The sequence below is a fragment of the Lysobacter changpingensis genome (assembly GCF_017308985.1).
Taxonomy (GTDB): Bacteria; Pseudomonadota; Gammaproteobacteria; order Xanthomonadales; family Xanthomonadaceae; genus Lysobacter_J; species Lysobacter_J changpingensis.
The window spans coordinates 385,731-402,984 of sequence record NZ_JADWPE010000003.1; the positions used below are offsets into that span (position 1 = coordinate 385,731).

Annotated in this window: 21 protein-coding genes and 1 other RNA gene; 12 read left to right on the forward strand and 10 right to left on the reverse strand. The window is 68.2% G+C overall.

Annotated features, from left to right (window positions below):
- Window positions 1-131: 131 nt before the first annotated feature.
- Window positions 132-536 (forward strand): outer membrane protein assembly factor BamE, encoded by a 405-nt coding sequence (locus I4U41_RS08575; RefSeq protein ID WP_206860729.1) that lies wholly within the window; start codon window positions 132-134, stop codon window positions 534-536.
- Between the two features lie 52 nt (window positions 537-588).
- Here I4U41_RS08575 and I4U41_RS08580 read toward each other — a convergent pair whose 3' ends face one another.
- Together I4U41_RS08580 and I4U41_RS08585 are read right to left on the reverse strand one after the other, a co-directional pair.
- Window positions 589-861 (reverse strand): RnfH family protein, encoded by a 273-nt coding sequence (locus tag I4U41_RS08580; RefSeq protein ID WP_206860730.1) that lies wholly within the window; start codon window positions 859-861, stop codon window positions 589-591.
- A complete protein-coding gene (locus I4U41_RS08585) occupies window positions 858-1,307 on the reverse strand; it encodes a type II toxin-antitoxin system RatA family toxin (RefSeq protein ID WP_206860731.1) in 450 nt (149 codons plus the stop codon). The genes I4U41_RS08580 and I4U41_RS08585 overlap by 4 nt, the downstream gene beginning before the upstream one ends.
- 63 nt (window positions 1,308-1,370) lie before the next feature.
- Here I4U41_RS08585 and smpB point away from each other — a divergent pair, with 63 nt between their 5' ends.
- Complete coding sequence (gene smpB / locus I4U41_RS08590; RefSeq protein WP_206860732.1) at window positions 1,371-1,883, forward strand: SsrA-binding protein SmpB; 513 nt, start codon at window positions 1,371-1,373, stop codon at window positions 1,881-1,883.
- Window positions 1,884-1,959: 76 nt separating this feature from the next.
- Here smpB and I4U41_RS08595 read toward each other — a convergent pair whose 3' ends face one another.
- Window positions 1,960-4,152, reverse strand: a complete 2,193-nt coding sequence (locus I4U41_RS08595; RefSeq protein ID WP_206860733.1) for a CHASE domain-containing protein — start codon at window positions 4,150-4,152, stop codon at window positions 1,960-1,962.
- A 479-nt stretch (window positions 4,153-4,631) separates the two neighbouring features.
- Here I4U41_RS08595 and I4U41_RS08600 point away from each other — a divergent pair, with 479 nt between their 5' ends.
- The 3 genes from I4U41_RS08600 (at window position 4,632) to I4U41_RS08610 (ending at window position 5,930) form a co-directional block, all read left to right on the forward strand.
- On the forward strand, window positions 4,632-5,000 hold the full coding sequence (locus I4U41_RS08600; RefSeq protein WP_206860734.1) for a hypothetical protein: 369 nt from the start codon (window positions 4,632-4,634) through the stop codon (window positions 4,998-5,000).
- 148 nt (window positions 5,001-5,148) lie between these two features.
- Window positions 5,149-5,502, forward strand: a transfer-messenger RNA (tmRNA) gene (gene ssrA / locus I4U41_RS08605).
- Between the two features lie 152 nt (window positions 5,503-5,654).
- Complete coding sequence (locus I4U41_RS08610; protein WP_206860735.1) at window positions 5,655-5,930, forward strand: hypothetical protein; 276 nt, start codon at window positions 5,655-5,657, stop codon at window positions 5,928-5,930.
- A 13-nt stretch (window positions 5,931-5,943) separates the two neighbouring features.
- Here I4U41_RS08610 and I4U41_RS08615 read toward each other — a convergent pair whose 3' ends face one another.
- Window positions 5,944-7,062 (reverse strand): DNA topoisomerase IB, encoded by a 1,119-nt coding sequence (locus tag I4U41_RS08615; protein WP_206860736.1) that lies wholly within the window; start codon window positions 7,060-7,062, stop codon window positions 5,944-5,946.
- A gap of 88 nt (window positions 7,063-7,150) precedes the next feature.
- On the opposite strand from I4U41_RS08615, the gene I4U41_RS08620 reads away from it, so the two are divergent.
- Window positions 7,151-7,774, forward strand: a complete 624-nt coding sequence (locus tag I4U41_RS08620; RefSeq protein ID WP_206860737.1) for a GIY-YIG nuclease family protein — start codon at window positions 7,151-7,153, stop codon at window positions 7,772-7,774.
- Window positions 7,775-7,784: 10 nt separating this feature from the next.
- Here I4U41_RS08620 and I4U41_RS08625 read toward each other — a convergent pair whose 3' ends face one another.
- Both I4U41_RS08625 and I4U41_RS08630 read right to left on the reverse strand, forming a co-directional pair.
- On the reverse strand, window positions 7,785-8,126 hold the full coding sequence (locus I4U41_RS08625; protein WP_206860738.1) for a cupin domain-containing protein: 342 nt from the start codon (window positions 8,124-8,126) through the stop codon (window positions 7,785-7,787).
- Window positions 8,127-8,129: 3 nt separating this feature from the next.
- Window positions 8,130-8,402: a GlsB/YeaQ/YmgE family stress response membrane protein gene (locus I4U41_RS08630; protein WP_206860739.1), complete on the reverse strand. Its 273-nt coding sequence runs from the start codon at window positions 8,400-8,402 to the stop codon at window positions 8,130-8,132.
- Between the two features lie 125 nt (window positions 8,403-8,527).
- Here I4U41_RS08630 and I4U41_RS08635 point away from each other — a divergent pair, with 125 nt between their 5' ends.
- Complete coding sequence (locus I4U41_RS08635; protein ID WP_206860740.1) at window positions 8,528-9,007, forward strand: MgtC/SapB family protein; 480 nt, start codon at window positions 8,528-8,530, stop codon at window positions 9,005-9,007.
- A 190-nt stretch (window positions 9,008-9,197) separates the two neighbouring features.
- Complete coding sequence (locus I4U41_RS08640) at window positions 9,198-10,937, forward strand: ABC1 kinase family protein (RefSeq protein ID WP_206860741.1); 1,740 nt, start codon at window positions 9,198-9,200, stop codon at window positions 10,935-10,937.
- A 36-nt stretch (window positions 10,938-10,973) separates the two neighbouring features.
- Here I4U41_RS08640 and I4U41_RS08645 read toward each other — a convergent pair whose 3' ends face one another.
- Entirely contained in the window at window positions 10,974-11,384 is a 411-nt protein-coding gene (locus I4U41_RS08645) for a VOC family protein (protein WP_206860742.1), read from the reverse strand.
- Window positions 11,385-11,430: 46 nt separating this feature from the next.
- Window positions 11,431-11,895, reverse strand: a complete 465-nt coding sequence (locus tag I4U41_RS08650) for a helix-turn-helix transcriptional regulator (protein ID WP_320415162.1) — start codon at window positions 11,893-11,895, stop codon at window positions 11,431-11,433.
- A 162-nt stretch (window positions 11,896-12,057) separates the two neighbouring features.
- Here I4U41_RS08650 and I4U41_RS08655 point away from each other — a divergent pair, with 162 nt between their 5' ends.
- Together I4U41_RS08655 and I4U41_RS08660 are read left to right on the forward strand one after the other, a co-directional pair.
- Window positions 12,058-12,471, forward strand: coding sequence for a CBS domain-containing protein (locus tag I4U41_RS08655; RefSeq protein ID WP_206860743.1), 414 nt, complete (start codon window positions 12,058-12,060; stop codon window positions 12,469-12,471).
- Window positions 12,472-12,481: 10 nt separating this feature from the next.
- Complete coding sequence (locus I4U41_RS08660; protein WP_206860744.1) at window positions 12,482-13,135, forward strand: DUF4142 domain-containing protein; 654 nt, start codon at window positions 12,482-12,484, stop codon at window positions 13,133-13,135.
- Between the two features lie 87 nt (window positions 13,136-13,222).
- On the opposite strand, the gene I4U41_RS08665 is transcribed toward I4U41_RS08660, so the two are convergent.
- On the reverse strand, window positions 13,223-13,582 hold the full coding sequence (locus I4U41_RS08665; protein WP_206860745.1) for a hypothetical protein: 360 nt from the start codon (window positions 13,580-13,582) through the stop codon (window positions 13,223-13,225).
- A gap of 299 nt (window positions 13,583-13,881) precedes the next feature.
- Here I4U41_RS08665 and I4U41_RS08670 point away from each other — a divergent pair, with 299 nt between their 5' ends.
- Together I4U41_RS08670 and I4U41_RS08675 are read left to right on the forward strand one after the other, a co-directional pair.
- Entirely contained in the window at window positions 13,882-15,204 is a 1,323-nt protein-coding gene (locus I4U41_RS08670) for a sigma 54-interacting transcriptional regulator (protein WP_206860746.1), read from the forward strand.
- Window positions 15,201-15,416: a hypothetical protein gene (locus I4U41_RS08675; protein WP_206860747.1), complete on the forward strand. Its 216-nt coding sequence runs from the start codon at window positions 15,201-15,203 to the stop codon at window positions 15,414-15,416. The genes I4U41_RS08670 and I4U41_RS08675 overlap by 4 nt, the downstream gene beginning before the upstream one ends.
- Before the next feature lie 141 nt (window positions 15,417-15,557).
- Here I4U41_RS08675 and I4U41_RS08680 read toward each other — a convergent pair whose 3' ends face one another.
- Entirely contained in the window at window positions 15,558-16,859 is a 1,302-nt protein-coding gene (locus I4U41_RS08680; protein WP_206860748.1) for a BON domain-containing protein, read from the reverse strand.
- Between the last annotated feature and the right edge of the window lie 395 nt (window positions 16,860-17,254).

The following is a 17,254-nucleotide window of genomic DNA, read 5'->3' on the forward strand; positions in this document are numbered from 1 at the left end:
GCGGCGCGACCGGGGGCGCCGGAACGGCGGATGAACACGGCCGACCGGTAAGCTGGTCCGCCCGACTCCGCGCTTGGTGGATACGCCCTTCAGTGTATCATCGCGGCGTTATCCGCCTGTCGCAGACACCGATGCCGAAGCACACGCACAAGCTCCTGCTGGTCCTCTCCATTGCCTTGGTCACCAGCGGCTGCGGCATCCTCTACAAGCAGCCGATCTACCAGGGCAACCTGCTGGAAAAGGCCAACATCGACCAGTTGCAGACCGGCATGAGCAAGCAGCAGGTCACGCTGCTGCTCGGCACGCCGTCGGTGGAGGATCCGTTCCACCACGACCGTTGGGACTACACCGCCACGCAGCGCACCAACCGTCGCGGCACCACCGAGAAGAAGAACCTCACGCTGTGGTTCGAGAACGACAGCCTGGTGAAGTGGGAAGGCGACTACTTCCCCGAACAGGACGAACAGCTGGCCCGCCAGACGGTCAAGCAGTTCGGCCGCAACCTGCCGAAGGAAAAGGGCAAGAAGGGTCGCTGATCCTACGCGAACGCCCCGCTCCGCGAACGGAAGCACGAACGAAAACCCCGGCTCACGGCCGGGGTTTTGTTTTGGTCGATTCGGCTCGTCGCCGGCGGGCGTCCTTCGGGTCGGCCACCAGCGGGCGCAGCAGTTCCAGGCGATCGCCCTCGCGCAGTTCGGTCTCCCGCGTGGCGCGCACGCCGAACACGGCGTAGCCGACGGTTTCGGGCTCGTCCCGCCATCCCGCCGCCGACAGCGCATCGGCCACGGTCGCGCCCGCGGGCAGTTCCAGCCAGACCGAGTCGAAGCGCCGCGGCCAGGCGCGGACGACCTCGATCCTCACGCCTCGTCTCCGCGATCGGCCACCCGCACGAAGTCGTCGACCATGCGGTCGGCCAGGCTCTGGAAGCCCACCGCCATCGCCGGGCCCAGCAGCTTCACCTTCGGCTCGAACTCCAGCGTGAGCGTCACCTTGCAGGCCGACTCGTCCAGCGCGTGGAATTCCCAGCGCCCGCCCAGGCTCTGGAATGGCCCGTCGACCAGCTTCAGGTCGATGTGGTGCGGCGCGCGGGTGGTGTTCTGCGTGACGAACCAGGTGCGCAGCGCGCCGAAACCGATGTCCAGCCGCGCCACCATGCGCCCGGTGCCGTCCTCCTGGCTGCCCTCCTCCAGCACCGTGGAGGCCTCGCACCAGCTGAAGCGGCGCGAATAGGCGGCCACGTCGTTCACCAGCGCGTACATGCGCGCGGCGGAGTGTTCGACGAGGGCGGAACGGCGGATGGTCTGCATGCGGCGGCGGTTCCCGAAGCGCTGGTGTCGCGCGCGGGCCCCGCTTTCGGGGACAATGGCGCGATGTCCAAGAATTCCAACAAGAAGACCGGCAAGGATAAGGGAAAGGGCGCCGGCGGCGGGACCATCGCGCTGAACAAGCGCGCCCGCCACGAGTACCACCTCGAAGAGAAGTTCGAGGCCGGCCTGTCCCTGCAGGGCTGGGAGCTGAAGGCGATCCGTGCCGGCCGCGCCAACATCGGCGACGCCTACGCGGTGGTCCTGCGCAACGAGATCTTCCTGATCGGCTCGCAGATCACGCCGTTGATCTCGGCCTCGACCCACGTGGTCGCCGACGACCGTCGCTCGCGCAAACTGTTGCTGCATCGCGCGGAGATCGACACCCTCATCGGCCGCGTGCAGCGCGACGGCTACACCATCGTGCCGACCGCGCTGTACTGGAAGGGCAACAAGGTCAAGGCCGAAGTCGCGCTCGCCAAGGGCAAGCAGGCGCACGACAAGCGCGAAGCGAGCAAGGAGCGCGACTGGCAACGCGAGAAGCAGCGGGTGATGCGGCGCCATAATAAAGACGCGTGAGGAACGAGCGGAGAGGAACGAGAAACTAGAGTGAGCGTTCAACTCGTTTCTCACTCCTCTTGACTCGTTCCTCGTCTTACTCGCCCAGCTTCTCGCGCGGCAGCGTGAACCAGAACGTCGCGCCCTTCCCCACTTCGCCTTCCGCGCGGATGCTGCCGCCGTGGCGTTCGACGATGCGCTTGACCGACGCCAGGCCGATGCCGTGGCCGGCGAAATCCTCGTTGTGGTGCAGGCGCTGGAACGGGCGGAACAGCTTGTCGACATAGGTCTGCGAGAAACCCGCGCCGTTGTCGCGAACGAAGTACTCCAGCCCCTGCTCCGTCGGCACCGCGCCGAATTCGATGCGCGCGTCGAGCCGGTCGCGGGTGAATTTCCACGCATTGCCCAGCAGGTTGCCGAGCAGGTTGCGCAGCAGCGGCGCATCGCCGATCACGAACAGGTCGGGCTGGATGTCCACCTCGACCTGCCGCCGGTGGTCGCCCACGCGCAACTCCTCGATCACCTCGCCGGCGAGCCGGCTCAGGTCCACGCGTTCCAGGCGCAGCTCGCCGCGGCTCACGCGCGACATCTTGAGCAGCGCGTCGATCAGCTCGCCCATGCGCGCCGCCGCGCGGCGCACGCGCGCCAGGTACGCACGGCCGTTCTCGTCCATGCCGGCGCAATGGCGCTCGATCAGGATGCGGCTGAAGCCGTCGATCGCCCGCAACGGCGCGCGCAGATCGTGTGAGACAGAGTATGCGAAGGCCTCCAACTCCTGGTTGGCCTGGCTCAATTCGCGGGTGCGCAGGGCCACCCTCGCCTCGAGCGTCCGGTTGAGCGCATGCACGCGCGCCTCGGCCCGCAGGCGCTCGGTGACGTCCTCCACCTGCACCAGTCCGGCGATGTCCTGACCGACGTTTCCCGGCACCGGCGCGTAGGTCAGCTGCGCCTGTCGCGGCTCGCCCCCTTCGCGATGCAGGCGGCGCGTCGCGCGATGCACGCCCTGCGCGTCCGTGGTGCCGTGGCCGTAGGCGATCATTTCCGGCTCGTCGCTTTCGAACAGCGCGTCGAAACGCCGGCCGACCAGCGCCTCGGGCGTCAGTCCGACGATGTTCCCCAGCGCGGGATTGGCCTCGACGATGTGGCCCTCGCTGTCCAGCAGCGCCTTGCCGATCGCGGAATAGCGCATCGCGCTGCGGAAACGCGCCTCGCTGCGGCGGAAGTCCTCGGTCATGCGTACCGCGATGCGATACGCCTGCGCCTCGGTACGCGCCAGCATCCACGCCACCGCGTACAGCAGCAGCGACGAGAACAGCCCCAGCGCGAGCAGGTTGCGCAGCCCCAGCAGGCGCGGCGCAGCCTGCGCCAGCGGCGGCGATTCGAAATCCACCCGCCAGTGACGGCCGTACAGTTCGAACGTGCTGCTGTGGCGGAACGCCGGCGGCGGCCGGTCGTTCGGCGCGTAGGTCGCGTACAGCAGGCGCTCGCCGGCCGACACGTCGTACACGCGAAACTGGTTATCGTTGCGCAGCGGGCCCAGCGCGTTGCGCACGAAGCCTTCCATCCGCACCGGCACGTACACCCAGCCCTGCATTTCGGCGCGCCGGTTGGCGAGCGTCGCCGGCCGCGCCCCGCCGCGATAGACCGGCAGGTACAGCAGCAGCCCGGTGCTGCGCAACGAGCCGTCCTGGATCAGGTGCACCGGCCCGGACAGCGTGGCGTTGCCGGTTTCCATCGCCTTGGTCATCGCGGCGTGGCGCACCGGCTCGGAATACATGTCGAAGCCGATCGCGCCGACGTTCGCCGGCGTCTTCGGTTCCAGGTAGAGGATCGGCCCATAGTCGCGCCGTTGCCCGCGCGGCCAGATCTGCAGCAGCCCGTGGCCGGCCTCGCGCCATTCCAGCTGCAGGTCGGTCAGGCGCGTGGCCGGCACGAACTCGCCGAACCCCAGTCCGACCATGCCCGGGAAGCGCCGCTGCAGGTCCATGCCGTCGACGTACGCCTGCCACTGCATCGGCGACGGTCGCGGTCGCGTCACCGACGCGAACATCGACACGCCGCCGCGCGCGACCAGCTCGTACTTCGTCATGCCCTGGCGCAGCAGTTCGGTGACTTCGGCGGTCTTGCTGATGAACTCGGCTTCGGCCGCGCGCAACTCGCGTTCGCGCGCCGCATGCCACGCCGTGAACACCAGCAGCAGCGAGCCCACCAGCACGATCAACGCCAGCAGGTAGCCGCGGCGTGGCGCCAGCTCGGACAGGTCGGGCGTGCGGTCTTCGCGAACGGCCACGGGGCTCATCCCCCAAGCATACAGGGGCGAGACTTTGTCGCGTTCAGCCTGACGGCACGGAGCAAACCGTGTGGGCGATCACATGCACGGTCAGGTCCGCGGGCCCCGTGGCGAACGCCGCACACCGAGAGCGCCAGCAGCTCGATAGCATCGACACGGAAACTGCATGCGCGCGCCATGATCAACGCACGTTTTCGCGTGGTGACGTAACCGCGCTTGCGCATGCGCCGAAGCATTTCGGTGCTGATGCCGGCTGCCTGCGCAGCCGCGCCACAGGATGGGAAACATTCTACGTATCGCTCGACCGGATTGGCCGCGACGTCCATTTCGTTAGTCATGCGGCATTGGATACCACCGCCAGTTGGCACATTCAACAACCCATAAATGCGCGCTTTTCTTGCAGGCCGCGCAACAATAAGTTGCGACGACGCACACTCCTGATGTGCGTGTCGGAACTCTCCTGTTTCGAGCGTAGGGAAATGCCTAAAGCACCGCACAAGGAATTCGCCAAACGCCTGCACGAGGTCTGGGATTACGCCGGCATCGCGCAGGGTCGGGGCCGCACCGCCGCGGTCGCCGAGTACTACGAAGTCAGTCGCGAATCGGCCCGCAAATGGTCGCTGGGGCTGTCGATCCCCGCCAACGAACGCCTGCGCGCGATGGCGGTGCAGCTGGGGCTCAGCTACGAATGGATCTCCACCGGCCGCGGCACGATGGAGGGCAAGAACCTCGTGCGCGAGCAGCCCAGCAAGTACGACAACCCCGAAGAACTGCGCCTGGTCGGCCTGGTCCGCAAGCTGCCGCGCAAGAAGCAGCGGGCGCTGATCCAGCTGCTCGAGGACACCTGAGCGGCGGCACCGTCGCAGCGGGCGTCCGGAACGTCGGGAAACGCCGGAACGCGCCTCCCCGCTTGAACGTGCGCAAACGCGCGTCAGCGCGGCCCTTGTGGTCGCGACCGTCGCCCCTATACTGGTCGGGTCAGCGCGAGCTGTCCCCGGGGGTGCACTGGCTTCGACGGGGGTTGCGAAATCGCTTGGCGCATGCCGAGGGGGTAGCTTTCCTCGTAAATCCAGCTGCGAACTCATAGTTGCCAACGACGACAACTACGCTCTGGCCGCTTAAGGCCTAAGCCCCGAAACTGCTTGTGTCCGTGCTCGCAGCGTAGGGTCACTATCACGGAATCGCCGGAGGCCGTTGCCTGTCAGCCCCCGGTCAACCCAAAACAGGCTGGCCTTCGGATGCGCTTTGCGCGCCGTGCTGTCCGGGGGCGAGATCCAACGGAGCGCTAAGCATGTAGTGCCGGGGATGGAGTGCCTTCGGACGGGGGTTCAATTCCCCCCACCTCCACCATTACCTTGAAAGGCCCGCTTCGGCGGGCCTTTTTGTTTCCGGCTGGCGGGCTCCCATCCTTTCGGCGGCAACCACGCATCTTTCGGACTCGTCTGATAGGCCCGCAAACGCCGGTTGCGGATTCTGGGTTCCACTTCGCCTCCGGTATGCCCATGCGCCAGGCCTGTCGACTCACCGGCACCGAGCTGACCCAGACCGAACGTTTCGCGCTGCTCGCGCTGCGGAACCGGACGCAGTTGTTCCGCTGGGAACGTGCGCTGATGGAAACGCCGACGATGCAGCGGCTGGCCATGCAGGGACTGGCGGTGTTCGAGAACGAGCGCTGGGAGCCGACGCAGAAAGGCATCGAGCTGATCGCACGCCTGACCGGCTACGACCTCAGTTCCATCGCGATGCCCGAGTCCGCGCAGGAAACCATGCCGGCGTGAACGCCTGCCGCTGCTAGCCCTTCGCGCCTTTCCCGCCCTTGCGACTGCGCCGCAGCAGGCGCAGCGCCGCCTGTTCCCACTGGCGATCGCCACGCGCACCAGCCACCGCCCGCTGCAGGCGCCCGTCTTCCCAGCATTCGAACACGGTCGGGTCGATGTAGGACTTGCGGCACACCGCCGGGGTGTTGCCCAGCAGGTGCGCGACTTCCTTGATCACTTCGTTGCGCACGGCGGGAATGGCGGTGATCTTGACCTCGCCGTCCTCGCGGCGCGGCACCTCGCGTTCGGCGAGCAGGCGGATCGCCACCAGCGTCCCGCCCCAGGTGCGGAAATCCTTGGCGGTGAACTCCGCGCCCATCGCGTCGCGCAGGTAATCGTTGACCATGCCCGAATCGACCGGCTGCTGCGTTCCGTCGCCGTCGAGGTACTGGAACAGCATCTGCCCCGGCAATTGCTGGCAGCGGCGCATCAGCTTCGTCAGTCGCGCGTCGTCGAGGACGATGTCGTGCTCCAGTCCGCCCTTGCCGCGAAAACGCAGGTGCGCGCGACCGCCGCGGAGGAATTCGACGTGGCGGTTGCGCAGCGTGGTTAGGCCATAGGAGCGGTTGCCGCGCGCGTATTCGGAGTTGCCGATGCGCACCAGCGTGTCGGCCAGTACCGAGACGACGATCGCCAGCACCTTCTCGCGCCCCAGTCCTTCGCGCGCCAGGTCGCGCCGCAACGCGCGACGCAGATGCGGCAGCGCGGCCGCGAAAGCGACGATGCGATCGAACTTGCGGGCGTCGCGCACTTCCTTCCAGCGCGGGTGGTAGCGGTACTGCTTGCGTCCACGCGCGTCGCGACCGCATGCCTGCAGGTGGCCGTTCGCGCGGCGGCAGATCCACACGTCGCGATAGGCCGGCGGAATCGCCAGCGAGCGGATCCGCGCCAGCGTGTCCGCATCGCGCACGGTGCGGCCTTCGGGGTCGATGTAGCGGAACCCGCGCCCCGAGCGCATGCGACGCAGCCCCGGCTCGCCGTCGCTCACGTAGACCAGCCCGCCGTCGCTCGCCGAGGCGATGCACGCCTCGTCCTTCGGAACACCGCTGCCGTTGCCGTTCCGGGGCGTCGGGATCTTGCGCGCACGTGCCATGCGTCCAGCATCGGAAGTGCCGCATCAAAATCGCGTCGCGACGGAACGCGACGGAGCGCGTACACGCGCGATGGGCGATCATCGGCGCATGGCTTTCCTGCGCACCAGCGAGCCCGAACGCACCCGCGGCGCCAGCGAAGGCGCCTGCCACCTCTACGTGCTGCCCTGCGCGTACGAGGACCTGCTCAAGCTGGGGTTTTCGCGGCAGCCGCTGGAGCGCATGCAGGCGCTGCATCCGCGCTTCTTCGAGTTCTTCGACCTCGACCGCGCCCTGCTGGTGGAAACCGAGACGGTGCGCGATGCACGACGACTCGAACTCGAACTCGGCCATCGCCTCAATGAACACAGCGCGCCGGCGCCGCTCACGGTGCGCGTGCAGGCGGCGGGGCTGACGGAGTGGTACCGGGGCGCGTATCCGCTGCTGGCGCAGGCGGTCGAAGGCCTGGCCCAAACCGGCCACACCGTGCACGCGCCGCTGCGCGGCTGGATCCAGGCGCAGATGCAGGCCCGTGCGCCGGCGCTGTTCGGCTGGGGGATGGCCGTGCTCGATCGCGTGGAAGGCGAACCCGGGCATCTGGATCGCATGCAGATGCTGCACGCGCTGCGCCAGCAGGTGCTGGACGTGCTCGATGCGCACCGCGCGCTCGATATCGACGTCGGCGATTACCTGCCGGACGCGCTCGCGCAGTGGTACGCGCGACGATCCCGTTGATCGGCCCGCCTCACTTGCGACCTGCGGACAACGGCTCCTCGTCCCGGTCGTATGCCGGCGGATAGTAGAAATTGACGGTCGCCAGGCGTGTGCGCCCGGTGTTGCGGATCTCGTGGCGCTCGCCGCGCTCGATCACCAGCAGGCTGCCCGCTTTCAGGGGCTGGCGACGTCCTTCGACGATCGCCAGCCCCGTGCCCGATACCACGTACAGCCACTGGTCCGCGCCGCGATGCCGGTTGTCCGGACCGCCTTCGCTATCGCCCGGTGCGATGACCATTTCGGCCGCCTGCACCTTGCGCACGTCGAAGGCCACGCGGAATCCGGTTCCGAAGCGGAACCGCTTGTGCTTCATGCGTCAGCGGGCGCGACCGCGCGTGAACAGGTTCACGATGGCAAGCAGCACCACCGCGCCCAGCAGCGACAGCAAGAGGCCGGCGATGCTGAAGTTCCCGTCGTTGATGTCGCCGCCGCCGATGCCCAGCATGCTGCCGAGCCAGCCGCCGATGAAGGCGCCGATGATGCCGACGACGATGTTGAGGATGATGCCCTGCTGCGCATCGCGACGCATGATGAGACTGGCCAGCCAGCCGACGATGCCACCCACGATCAACCAGATGATGATGCCCATGGTGCTGTCCTCCGCTCCCGTCCTGATGTGCCGCGGATGGTAGGAATGGTGTCGTGAGCGGCGCGTGTGGGGCGCACCGGCCGTCCGTGACGGCGCCTACACGCCCCGGCTTCCACCGTGGGTGGATGGACTGGACCCTGCAACTGCTCGTCCTGCGCGACGCGGCGCTGGCGATGCTGCTGGGCGGCGCGGTCGGCTTCGAGCGGGAGTTGAAGAACCGCCCGGCCGGGTTCCGCACGCACATGCTGGTTGGCGGCGCGGCGGCGCTGCTGGTGGGGTTGGGGCAGCTGGTGATCACCGACCACCGCCTCGACAGCGTGCAGCACCTGACGATGGATCCGCTGCGCCTGGTCGAAGCCGTCATCGCCGGCGTGTCGTTCATCGGCGCTGGCACGATCTTCGCGCGGCGCGGTTCGCAGGTGGTGGTGGGCATCACCACGGCGGCGTCGATCCTGATGGTCGCGGTGATCGGCGTGATGTGCGGCTTCCGCTATCACCTGCTCGCGACGCTGGCGACGGTGCTGGCGCTGATCGTGCTGACGCTGATCGCGTGGGTGGAGCGGCGGATCCCGTCCAACGGCGATCCCGGCGCGAAGAGCGGGTGACTGACGCCGGCCGCCGCGCGTGAAGCGCGCGGCGGCCGGGGCTCACGAAGCCTTAGCACCGTCCTCCTATGCTGGAGCCCGTTCGCGGCGACGCGACGCACGCTCCATGCGCACGCAGCGCACCACCCGCGGCATGCGGACGCGGGTTGCAACGACACCCGCATTCCCCCGCACGACGGAGCCCGATCGAATGCCAGACGCCCTGCCCGCGCCCTCGCTCTCCGCGATTCCCAAGCCGCGCGATGCCACCAGCACGCAGGCCAACGGCCTGGCGCGCACCGGCCGCATCCTGCGGTTCCTGATGCGCTATCGCGGCACCGGCGTGTTCACCGGGCTGGACCTGCGTTCCTCCACCGCGGTCGCCGGCGAGGTCGACGTCGCCGACCAGCGGCCAGAGCAGTTCGTGAAGGACCTCGAAGCGCTGGGGCCCACCTTCATCAAGCTCGGCCAGGCGCTGTCCACGCGCACCGACCTGGTGCCGCCGGCGTACCTCGCCGCGCTCACGCGCATGCAGAGCCAGGTCACGCCGGTCGAATTCGATGCGATCCGCACGCAGGTGGAAACCTCGCTCGAACGCCCCATCGACGAGATCTTCGCGTGGTTCGATCCCTCGCCGCTGGGCTCGGCGTCGCTGGCGCAGGTGCATCGCGCGCGGTTGCTCGACGGTCGTCCCGTCGCGGTGAAGGTGCAGCGGCCCGGTGTCGCGGAGGAAGTGCGGCAGGACCTCGCGGTGCTCGATTCGATCGCCACCGGTGTCGACCACACCACCGGGCTCGGCCAGCGCGTGCGGTTCTCCGACTGGGTGCACGAGTTCCGCAAGGCGCTGGTGGGCGAGCTCGACTACACGCTGGAAGCGGCGAACCTGGAGCGCTTCTCCGAACATCTGGCCGCATACCCCGACCTGCTGATCCCGCGTCCGGTGTGGCCGCTCACGCGCACCCGCGTGCTGGTGATGGACCTGGTCAACGGCGATCCGCTCGATGCCCACGGCCTCTCGCGCGTGCGGCCGGACGCGCTGGAAGGACTGTGCGAATCGCTGCTGCGCGGTTACCTCGACCAGATGTTCGTGCATGGCGAGATCCATGCCGACCCGCATCCGGGCAACCTGCTGCTCACCGACGACGGCCGCCTCGCGGTGATCGATCTGGGCATGGTCGTGCACGTGCCGCCGCGCCAGCGCACGCGTCTGCTGAAGCTGATGTTCTCGGCGGTGGAAGGCCGCGGCGACGATGCGGCGGACGAGGTCATCGCGCTCGGCACGCGGCTGGAAACCTTCGACGAGGAGCGCTACCTGCGCGAATCCGGCCAGCTCATCGCGCGCTACGCCGCGCATGCCGGATTGAAGGACCATTCCGAAGGCCGGCTGATGCTCGACCTCACCCGCATCGGCGCGATGTGCGGCTTGCGCACGCCGCCCGAACTCAGCCTGCTCGGCCGCACGCTGCTGCACCTGGAAGGCGTGTGCCGGCTGCTGGCGCCGCAATTGAACGTGCAGAAGGTCATCGAGAGCCACATGCCGACGATGATCACCGCGCAGATCAGGCGCTCGCTGTCGATGCCCGCGCTCGCGGTGGAAGCGGTCGAACTGCAGGGCCTGGTGCAGGACGCGCCGCGCAAGCTGTCCGCGGCGCTGTCGCTGCTCGCGGAGAACCGCCTGCAGGTGCGCATCACCGGCCTGCAGGAATCGCGTTTGATGGAGAACCTGCAGAAGATCGCCAACCGCATCGCCGCGGGCGTGGTGGTCGCCGCGCTGATCCTCGCCTCGGCGATGCTGCTGCGCGGCAGCGGCCCGGGCACGACGAACCGCTACGAATGGCTGGCGCTGGTGCTGTTCCTGGTCGCGACGGCGCTGGGGCTGGCGCTGGTGATCAGCGCGCTGTTCCGCGACCGCAAGGCGCGACCGCGCGAGGAACGCGGGCCGCGCACGTGATTCGCGGGTTCCCGGACACCGGGGCGTCCTGCGCCCTCAGCGCACCTGGTTGATGCGCACGTGGTTGCCGGCCGGATCGCGGAACGCGCAATCGCGCACGCCGTAGGGCTGGTCGGTCGGTTCCTGGATCACCTCCGCCCCGCTCGCCTGCACCTTCTCGAAGGTGGCGTCGAGGTCGCGGCTGGCGAGGATGATCATCGCGTAGGTGCCCTTGGCCATCATCTCAACGAGCGTGCGCCGCTCCTGCTCGGTGATGCCGGGCGTGATCGCCGGCGGCGTCAGCACGATGTTCGTTTCCGGCTGGCCCTTCGGCCCGACGGTGATCCAGCGCAGCCCGCCGTAATCGACGTCGTTGCGCACTTCGAAGCCGAGCGTGTCGCGATAGAAGCCCAGCGCCGCGTCGGGATCGTTGTGCGGCAGGAAGGTGGAGTGGATGGTGAGGTCCATGGGGTCGGACTCCTGACTGGATGAAGGCGGTGGAATGTCCACCCGTTCAGTCTAGGGCCGGCGCATCGGCGGGCGCTTCTTCATTCCTGACCGGTGCGGACCGGACCGGTCGCGTGACCTGCCTGGCGACGCAGGCAGGCATGCCGTCGGCCGCCCCGTCCCGTTGGCGACGGTAGGCGCTGGGCGGCATGCCGACCAGTTCGGCGAAGCGCGTGCTGAAGCTGCCCAGCGAGGAACAGCCCACTTCGAAACACACCTGGGTGACGCTCATGTCGCCGCGACGCAGCAGCGCCATCGCGCGCTCGATGCGGCGCGTCATCAGGTAGCTGTAGGGCGATTCGCCGAAGGCCAGCTTGAATTGCCGGCTCAGGTGCCCGGCCGACATGTGCACGCCACGGGCGAGCGCTTCCACGTCGAGCGGCCTGGCGTACTCGCGGTCCATGCGGTCGCGCACCCGGCGCAGGCGCGCGAGGTCGCGAAGGTGGAGGTCGTCGGCATCGGGAGCGTTCACCGGCGCGATCCTGTCATGCGACGGCGGGAACGCTCAAGCGCGCAGCCGCTCCGGCGGAAGGCCGCCCGTCGCGGATTCACGTCGAATGTGCGGCGGCTTCACGCGCGACGAATCGCGCCGGTGCGAAGGTTCCGGTTTCGACCCCCGCAATGGAGCACGCCCATGAAAGTCGCGCAGATCATGAACACCGACGTCTTCCTGACCGCGCCGAACCGCAGCATCCGCGAAGCCGCCGAGACGATGCAGCGCATGGACGTGGGCAGCCTGCCGGTCGGCGACGGCGATCGCCTGGTCGGCATGGTGACCGACCGCGACATCGCCGTCCGCGCCGTCGCTCGCGGCCTCAACGCCGACACGCCGGTGCGCGACGTGATGACGCAGGACATCCGCTACTGCTTCGACGACCAGGACGTCGACGACGTCGCGCGCAACATGGCCGACCTGCAGGTGCGCCGCCTCCCGGTGATCAACCGCGACAAGCGGCTGGTCGGCTTCGTATCGCTGGCGGACTTCGCGCACGGCGCGGACAACGGCGCCACCGAGGAGCTGGTCAAGGGCGTCGCGACGCCTCACTGACGTTCGCGCGATGCGCTCCTTCGCGCCGCTCCTGATCGTCGCGATGGCGGCCGTGGCGTTCGCCGGCTGCCATCGCGACGACGCAACGCCGGCGGACACGGCCCCGCCCGCGTCGCAGCAGCCATCGACCGACGCGACCGGCGCGGGCACGACCGCGTCGGACACGCACACCAGCGCCGACCGGCCACCGCCCGCTCCCGCTCCGCCGCCATCGCAGGGCGTGTCGCTGGCGCTCGTCGCCGCGCTGGACGAGCACGAGATCGCCGCCGCCGAACAGGCGCGCGGAAAGAAGTTGCGCGCGCCGGTGCGCGAGTACGCCGACCTGCTGCACCGCGAGCACAGCGAGAACCTGGCGGCGTTGCGCGCGATCGCTTCGGGCGAACCGCCGATCGGCATGGAAATCACGACGGAAGTGCACGCACTGGTGGGCCGCGGCAAGGCGGAACTCGATGCGTTGTCGGAGAAGTCCGGCGCGGCGTACGAACGCGCCTGGCTGGAAGCGATGGTCGCGGGCCATGTCGATGCGTTGGCGCTGCTCGACGCGCGGCTGATCCCCGCCGCGCAGGACGAATCGGTCCGCAATTTCCTCAACAACACGCGCGACCACATGGCGATGCACCTGGAGCGCGGGCGGGCGTTGCTCGAGGGCAAGGCGCTGCGCTGAGGCCTTCGTCATTCCGCAATGGCGGGGATTACTCCAGCCGCACCTCCGTGTGCGGCATGATTCGACACGACGGTATCGTCGTCTCCGTCAGCGGATCGTCGCGAACCCGAAGCGCGGCTCCTGTTCGTACGAACGCGGCGCGTGCCGCTCGGACAGCCGCGTCCACGCGGCCATCGCAACGGGCAGCGCCTCGTTCCAGTCCAGCCGCGAATTGCCGCGCACCCGCACGTAGCACAGCTGCAGGTTGTCGGCCATGTCGTCGAAGTCCTGGCCGTGGCCGCGCAGGTACGCGTCCAGCCCGAGTTTCAGCGCCGGCAGGTAATCCTCGCTGCGGAAGCGCGGGACGTAATTGCGGTAGTGCCGCATCCAGTACGAGATCTCCTCGTCGATATCCACCGCTTCCACCACGGTCGAATGTTCCCCGTAATACAGCTTGGCGTTCATCATCTCTCTCTCCCTGCAATGTCTGTGGTCAGCGCGGTGCGTCGGAACCGGCCTCACCGGTGCGACATCACAAGCATGAGCAACTTGCATGCCATGTTGCTGTCCCACGGGACATCGCGCGAAGGACGCGTGAAAAATCTTCGCGAACATGACGCTACGCACACCGAGGTGCGCCGCTGCGCGCCTTCACGGCGTGAAGGCGTCGCACTTCGCGTGAAGATGTTTCCTTCGCCGTTGAACGTTCTTCAAGGCGCCTTAACTTCGAGGCGCATAGGCTGACGGCCTCAAGAGGGAGATCTCCAGTGCCGGCATCCTTGTTGATCGTCGATGACGATCGCGACTTCACTGCGTCCGCGGCCGACTTCGCGCGCCTGCGCGGATTCCAGCCCTACGTGGCGCATTCCATCGAGCAGTCGCGGCAGTTCAGCCACCTGCCGCCGCTCGATCTGCTGCTGCTCGACCTGGAACTGCCCGACGGAAACGGCATGGATCTGCTCGACGACCCGGCGCTCCCGGAACACGACCACGCGGTGATCGTCACCGGCCAGCCGTCGGTGGAATCGGCGATCCAGGCCGTGTCGCGCCCCGTCTACGATTACCTGCTGAAGCCGTTGTGCCCGGAGCAGTTCGACGCCCTGCTCTCCCAGGCCGCCGCCGCATACGCGCGTTCGCGCAGCGCGCAGATGCGGTTCGGGATGGTCGGCGCCTGCGAGGCGATGCGGCAGGTGATGGAGGACATCGAACGCGTCGCGCCTTCCGAGGCTTCGGTGCTGATCACCGGCGAAAGCGGCACCGGCAAGGAACTCGTCGCGCGCGCCGTGCACACGCGCAGCGGCCGGCATGGCGCGTTCGTGGCGGTGAACGCGGGCGCGATCTCGCCGGAACTGCTCGCCAGCCATCTGTTCGGCCACGAACGCGGCAGCTTCACCGGCGCCAATGCGCGCCACGCCGGCTACTTCGAACAGGCGCACGGCGGCACGCTGTTCCTGGACGAGATCACCGAGATGCCGATGGCGTTGCAGGTGTACCTGCTGCGCGTGCTGGAAACCGGCACCGTCACACGCGTGGGCGGCAGCGAGAACATCCCGGTGGACGTGCGCATCGTCGCGGCCACCAACCGCGATCCGCATGCCGCGCTCGACGCCGGCACGCTGCGCGAAGACCTGTATTACCGGCTGGCCGATTTCACCATCGCGCTGCCGAACCTGCGCGAACGGGGCGAGGACGTGCCGATGCTGGCGCAACATTTCCTCGACCTGCTCAACGTGCGCCATGCGACCAACAAACGTTTCGCCGACGGCACCGACCGCACCCTGCGTCGTCATGCGTGGCCGGGCAACGTGCGCGAGCTGCGCAGCGCGGTGCAGCGCGCATTCCTTGGCAGCGACGACGGCATCGTGCGGATGCGGCCGAATTCGCGACGCATGCGCGCGAGCGACGCGGACCCGGGCTCGGTGACGTTCACCGTCGGCATGACGTACGCCGAGATCGAACACGAAATGCTCAGCCGCACCCTCGCCTACTTCGACAACGATCGCACGCGCACGGCGCGCGCGCTCGGCGTGAGCGTGCGCACCATCCACAACCAGCTTGCGCGCCTGCGCGCGCGGGATGCGGACGCGTGAACGCGACCACGCCGCTCGACGAAGCGGCCGAACGCCGCTGGCGGCACGGCCTTCGCAACGAACTCAACGTGATCACCATGGCCGTCTCCACGGCGCTGGCGATGCTGGACCACGGCGCGGACCCGGAACGCGTGCGCGAACACCTCAAGCGCGCCGAGGCGGGCTGCCGGCGCTGCCGCGACCTGGTGACGGAGCCGGAGAAGCAGGAGTGAGGAGAGAGAAGTGAGGAGTGGCCGGTGGCGCTCGCCGTTCACTTTCCGACATCCCGCTTCTCACTCCTCCAGTGACTTCCGCAATGGAAAGGCCCGCGATTCGCGGGCCTTTCCGTGCATTCCCAGCGTGACCGTCACGTCTCAGTGCTGGGACGACGCACCCTGGTTGTCGCCGCCGCGGGTGGACGATCCCGTCGTGCCGCTCGCGCTGGTGCTGCTGGCGCCCTGCTTCGACGAAGCCGAGGTGCGGCCCTGCGTCGTCGACGATTCGCCCATGCGCTGCTGTTCGCTGCCCGAACGCTGCGACTGCACCTGGATGCGGTTCTCGACCTGCTTCACGCCGCTGCTCGCATCGGCCAGGTCTTCGGCGCGGTGCTTCATCCAGCGCTCGGCGACCGTGCCTTCCAGCGTGATCACACCATTGACGCAGCGCACGGTGATCTCGGTCGCGTCGAGGTAATCGTCCTCGGTCAGGCGCTCGTTGATGTCCTCCAGCAGGCGTTCGTCCGAACGCGTGTAGGAACGCGGGCCCATGCCGCGATAGTTGCGCCCCTGCTGGCCGCGCTGCGACATGCCGGTCATCGCCCGATGACGGCTGCCGGCGCCGAAGGACTGCGCGCCTTCGGTGTCGGAGGCGTAACCGGTCACGTAGCCACTCGTGCCGTACTGCCCGCCATACGCCTGTTCGTCGGCGTAACCGGACGACATGCCGTAGCCTTCGCCATAGCCGCGCTCCCAGTTGCGGCTGCCGGCGCGACGGCCCGATTCGCCGCCTTCGTAACCGCGATATTCGCGCCCGCTGCCATAGCCGTGCGAGCCGAAGCTGCGTTCGCCCTGCCCGTAGGCCTGCGTGCCGGAGCCGCGCTGGTTGCTGTAATCCTGCTGGCCTTCGTAGCGGCGCTGGCTGCCGTATTCGGTGCCGTACGCGCGATCGCGGCCCTGGCCGCCGTAGTCGTCGCCGTACTGCTGCGAGCCGTAACCCTGGCCGTAGCTCTGCCCGCCATAACCCTGGCTGGTGTGGCCCTGGTTGCCGTATTCGCGGTTGCTGCCGTAATCGCCGCGTCCGCGCTCGCCGAACTGGCCGCTGAAGTCGCGGTCGCGTCCGTACTCGCTGCTGCCGTAGCGTTCGAATTCGTTGCTGCCCTGCGCGCCGTAGGTGCCCTGCTCGCCCCAGCGCTGCGATTCGCGCCGGCCCTGCGACCAGTCCTGTTCATCGCGGCCCATGCCGCTGCCGTACTGCCGGCCCATGCGTGCGGCCGAGCCGGTCTCGTAATCGCCGGCATAACGCCCCTGCGTGCGGCCGTAGCTGGTGTCGTCCCAGTCTTCGCCGGCGCCCCAGCGGCGCGCGCCCTGCCCGTAATCGGAACGGCCGCCCATCCCCGATTCATGGCGCTGCTGGCGCAGCCGTTCTTCGTAGCGCGTGGAAACATCACGTTCGTTCATCGTTCCTCTCCTTCCACTCAACCAAGCACGTCCCGTTTCCAGGGCACGCGCGCCGAGCCGCATCGCGTCTTGCGCAACGGCCTTCAATTCACCGGTTCCCGATCGCTCGTCAGGCACTGGACTACCCTCCTGTGTGGATGCATGCCCTGCAGATGGATGTATCGCCGCACCGCGGATGCGCTGCGTGCGTCGCGGATCTCGCGCGCTTGAAGCGGCAAGCGCTCGCAGGCGGACTGTGCCGCGCGGCATGTAAAGACTGCGCGGACATCGTTCAGCCACGACGTAACAAGCCGTGGATGCGAGGGCGGATTCATGCGTGACGGTTCGAAAGCGTGAGACGGCTAGGAAAACGCGCCGCAAAACGCATGCCAGCGCGCGCACGCTTCAGCACGGCG

Bases quoted from the DNA above. Each gene is read 5' to 3' on its own strand.
- I4U41_RS08575 (WP_206860729.1), top strand. From the start codon at position 132: ATGCCGAAGCACACGCACAAGCTCCTGCTGGTCCTCTCCATTGCCTTG.
- I4U41_RS08585 (WP_206860731.1), bottom strand. From the start codon at position 1,307: ATGCAGACCATCCGCCGTTCCGCCCTCGTCGAACACTCCGCCGCGCGC.
- smpB (WP_206860732.1), top strand. From the start codon at position 1,371: ATGTCCAAGAATTCCAACAAGAAGACCGGCAAGGATAAGGGAAAGGGC.
- I4U41_RS08600 (WP_206860734.1), top strand. From the start codon at position 4,632: ATGCCTAAAGCACCGCACAAGGAATTCGCCAAACGCCTGCACGAGGTC.
- I4U41_RS08610 (WP_206860735.1), top strand. From the start codon at position 5,655: ATGCGCCAGGCCTGTCGACTCACCGGCACCGAGCTGACCCAGACCGAA.
- I4U41_RS08615 (WP_206860736.1), bottom strand. From the start codon at position 7,062: ATGGCACGTGCGCGCAAGATCCCGACGCCCCGGAACGGCAACGGCAGC.
- I4U41_RS08620 (WP_206860737.1), top strand. From the start codon at position 7,151: ATGGCTTTCCTGCGCACCAGCGAGCCCGAACGCACCCGCGGCGCCAGC.
- I4U41_RS08625 (WP_206860738.1), bottom strand. From the start codon at position 8,126: ATGAAGCACAAGCGGTTCCGCTTCGGAACCGGATTCCGCGTGGCCTTC.
- I4U41_RS08630 (WP_206860739.1), bottom strand. From the start codon at position 8,402: ATGGGCATCATCATCTGGTTGATCGTGGGTGGCATCGTCGGCTGGCTG.
- I4U41_RS08635 (WP_206860740.1), top strand. From the start codon at position 8,528: ATGGACTGGACCCTGCAACTGCTCGTCCTGCGCGACGCGGCGCTGGCG.
- I4U41_RS08640 (WP_206860741.1), top strand. From the start codon at position 9,198: ATGCCAGACGCCCTGCCCGCGCCCTCGCTCTCCGCGATTCCCAAGCCG.
- I4U41_RS08645 (WP_206860742.1), bottom strand. From the start codon at position 11,384: ATGGACCTCACCATCCACTCCACCTTCCTGCCGCACAACGATCCCGAC.
- I4U41_RS08655 (WP_206860743.1), top strand. From the start codon at position 12,058: ATGAAAGTCGCGCAGATCATGAACACCGACGTCTTCCTGACCGCGCCG.
- I4U41_RS08660 (WP_206860744.1), top strand. From the start codon at position 12,482: ATGCGCTCCTTCGCGCCGCTCCTGATCGTCGCGATGGCGGCCGTGGCG.
- I4U41_RS08665 (WP_206860745.1), bottom strand. From the start codon at position 13,582: ATGATGAACGCCAAGCTGTATTACGGGGAACATTCGACCGTGGTGGAA.
- I4U41_RS08680 (WP_206860748.1), bottom strand. From the start codon at position 16,859: ATGAACGAACGTGATGTTTCCACGCGCTACGAAGAACGGCTGCGCCAG.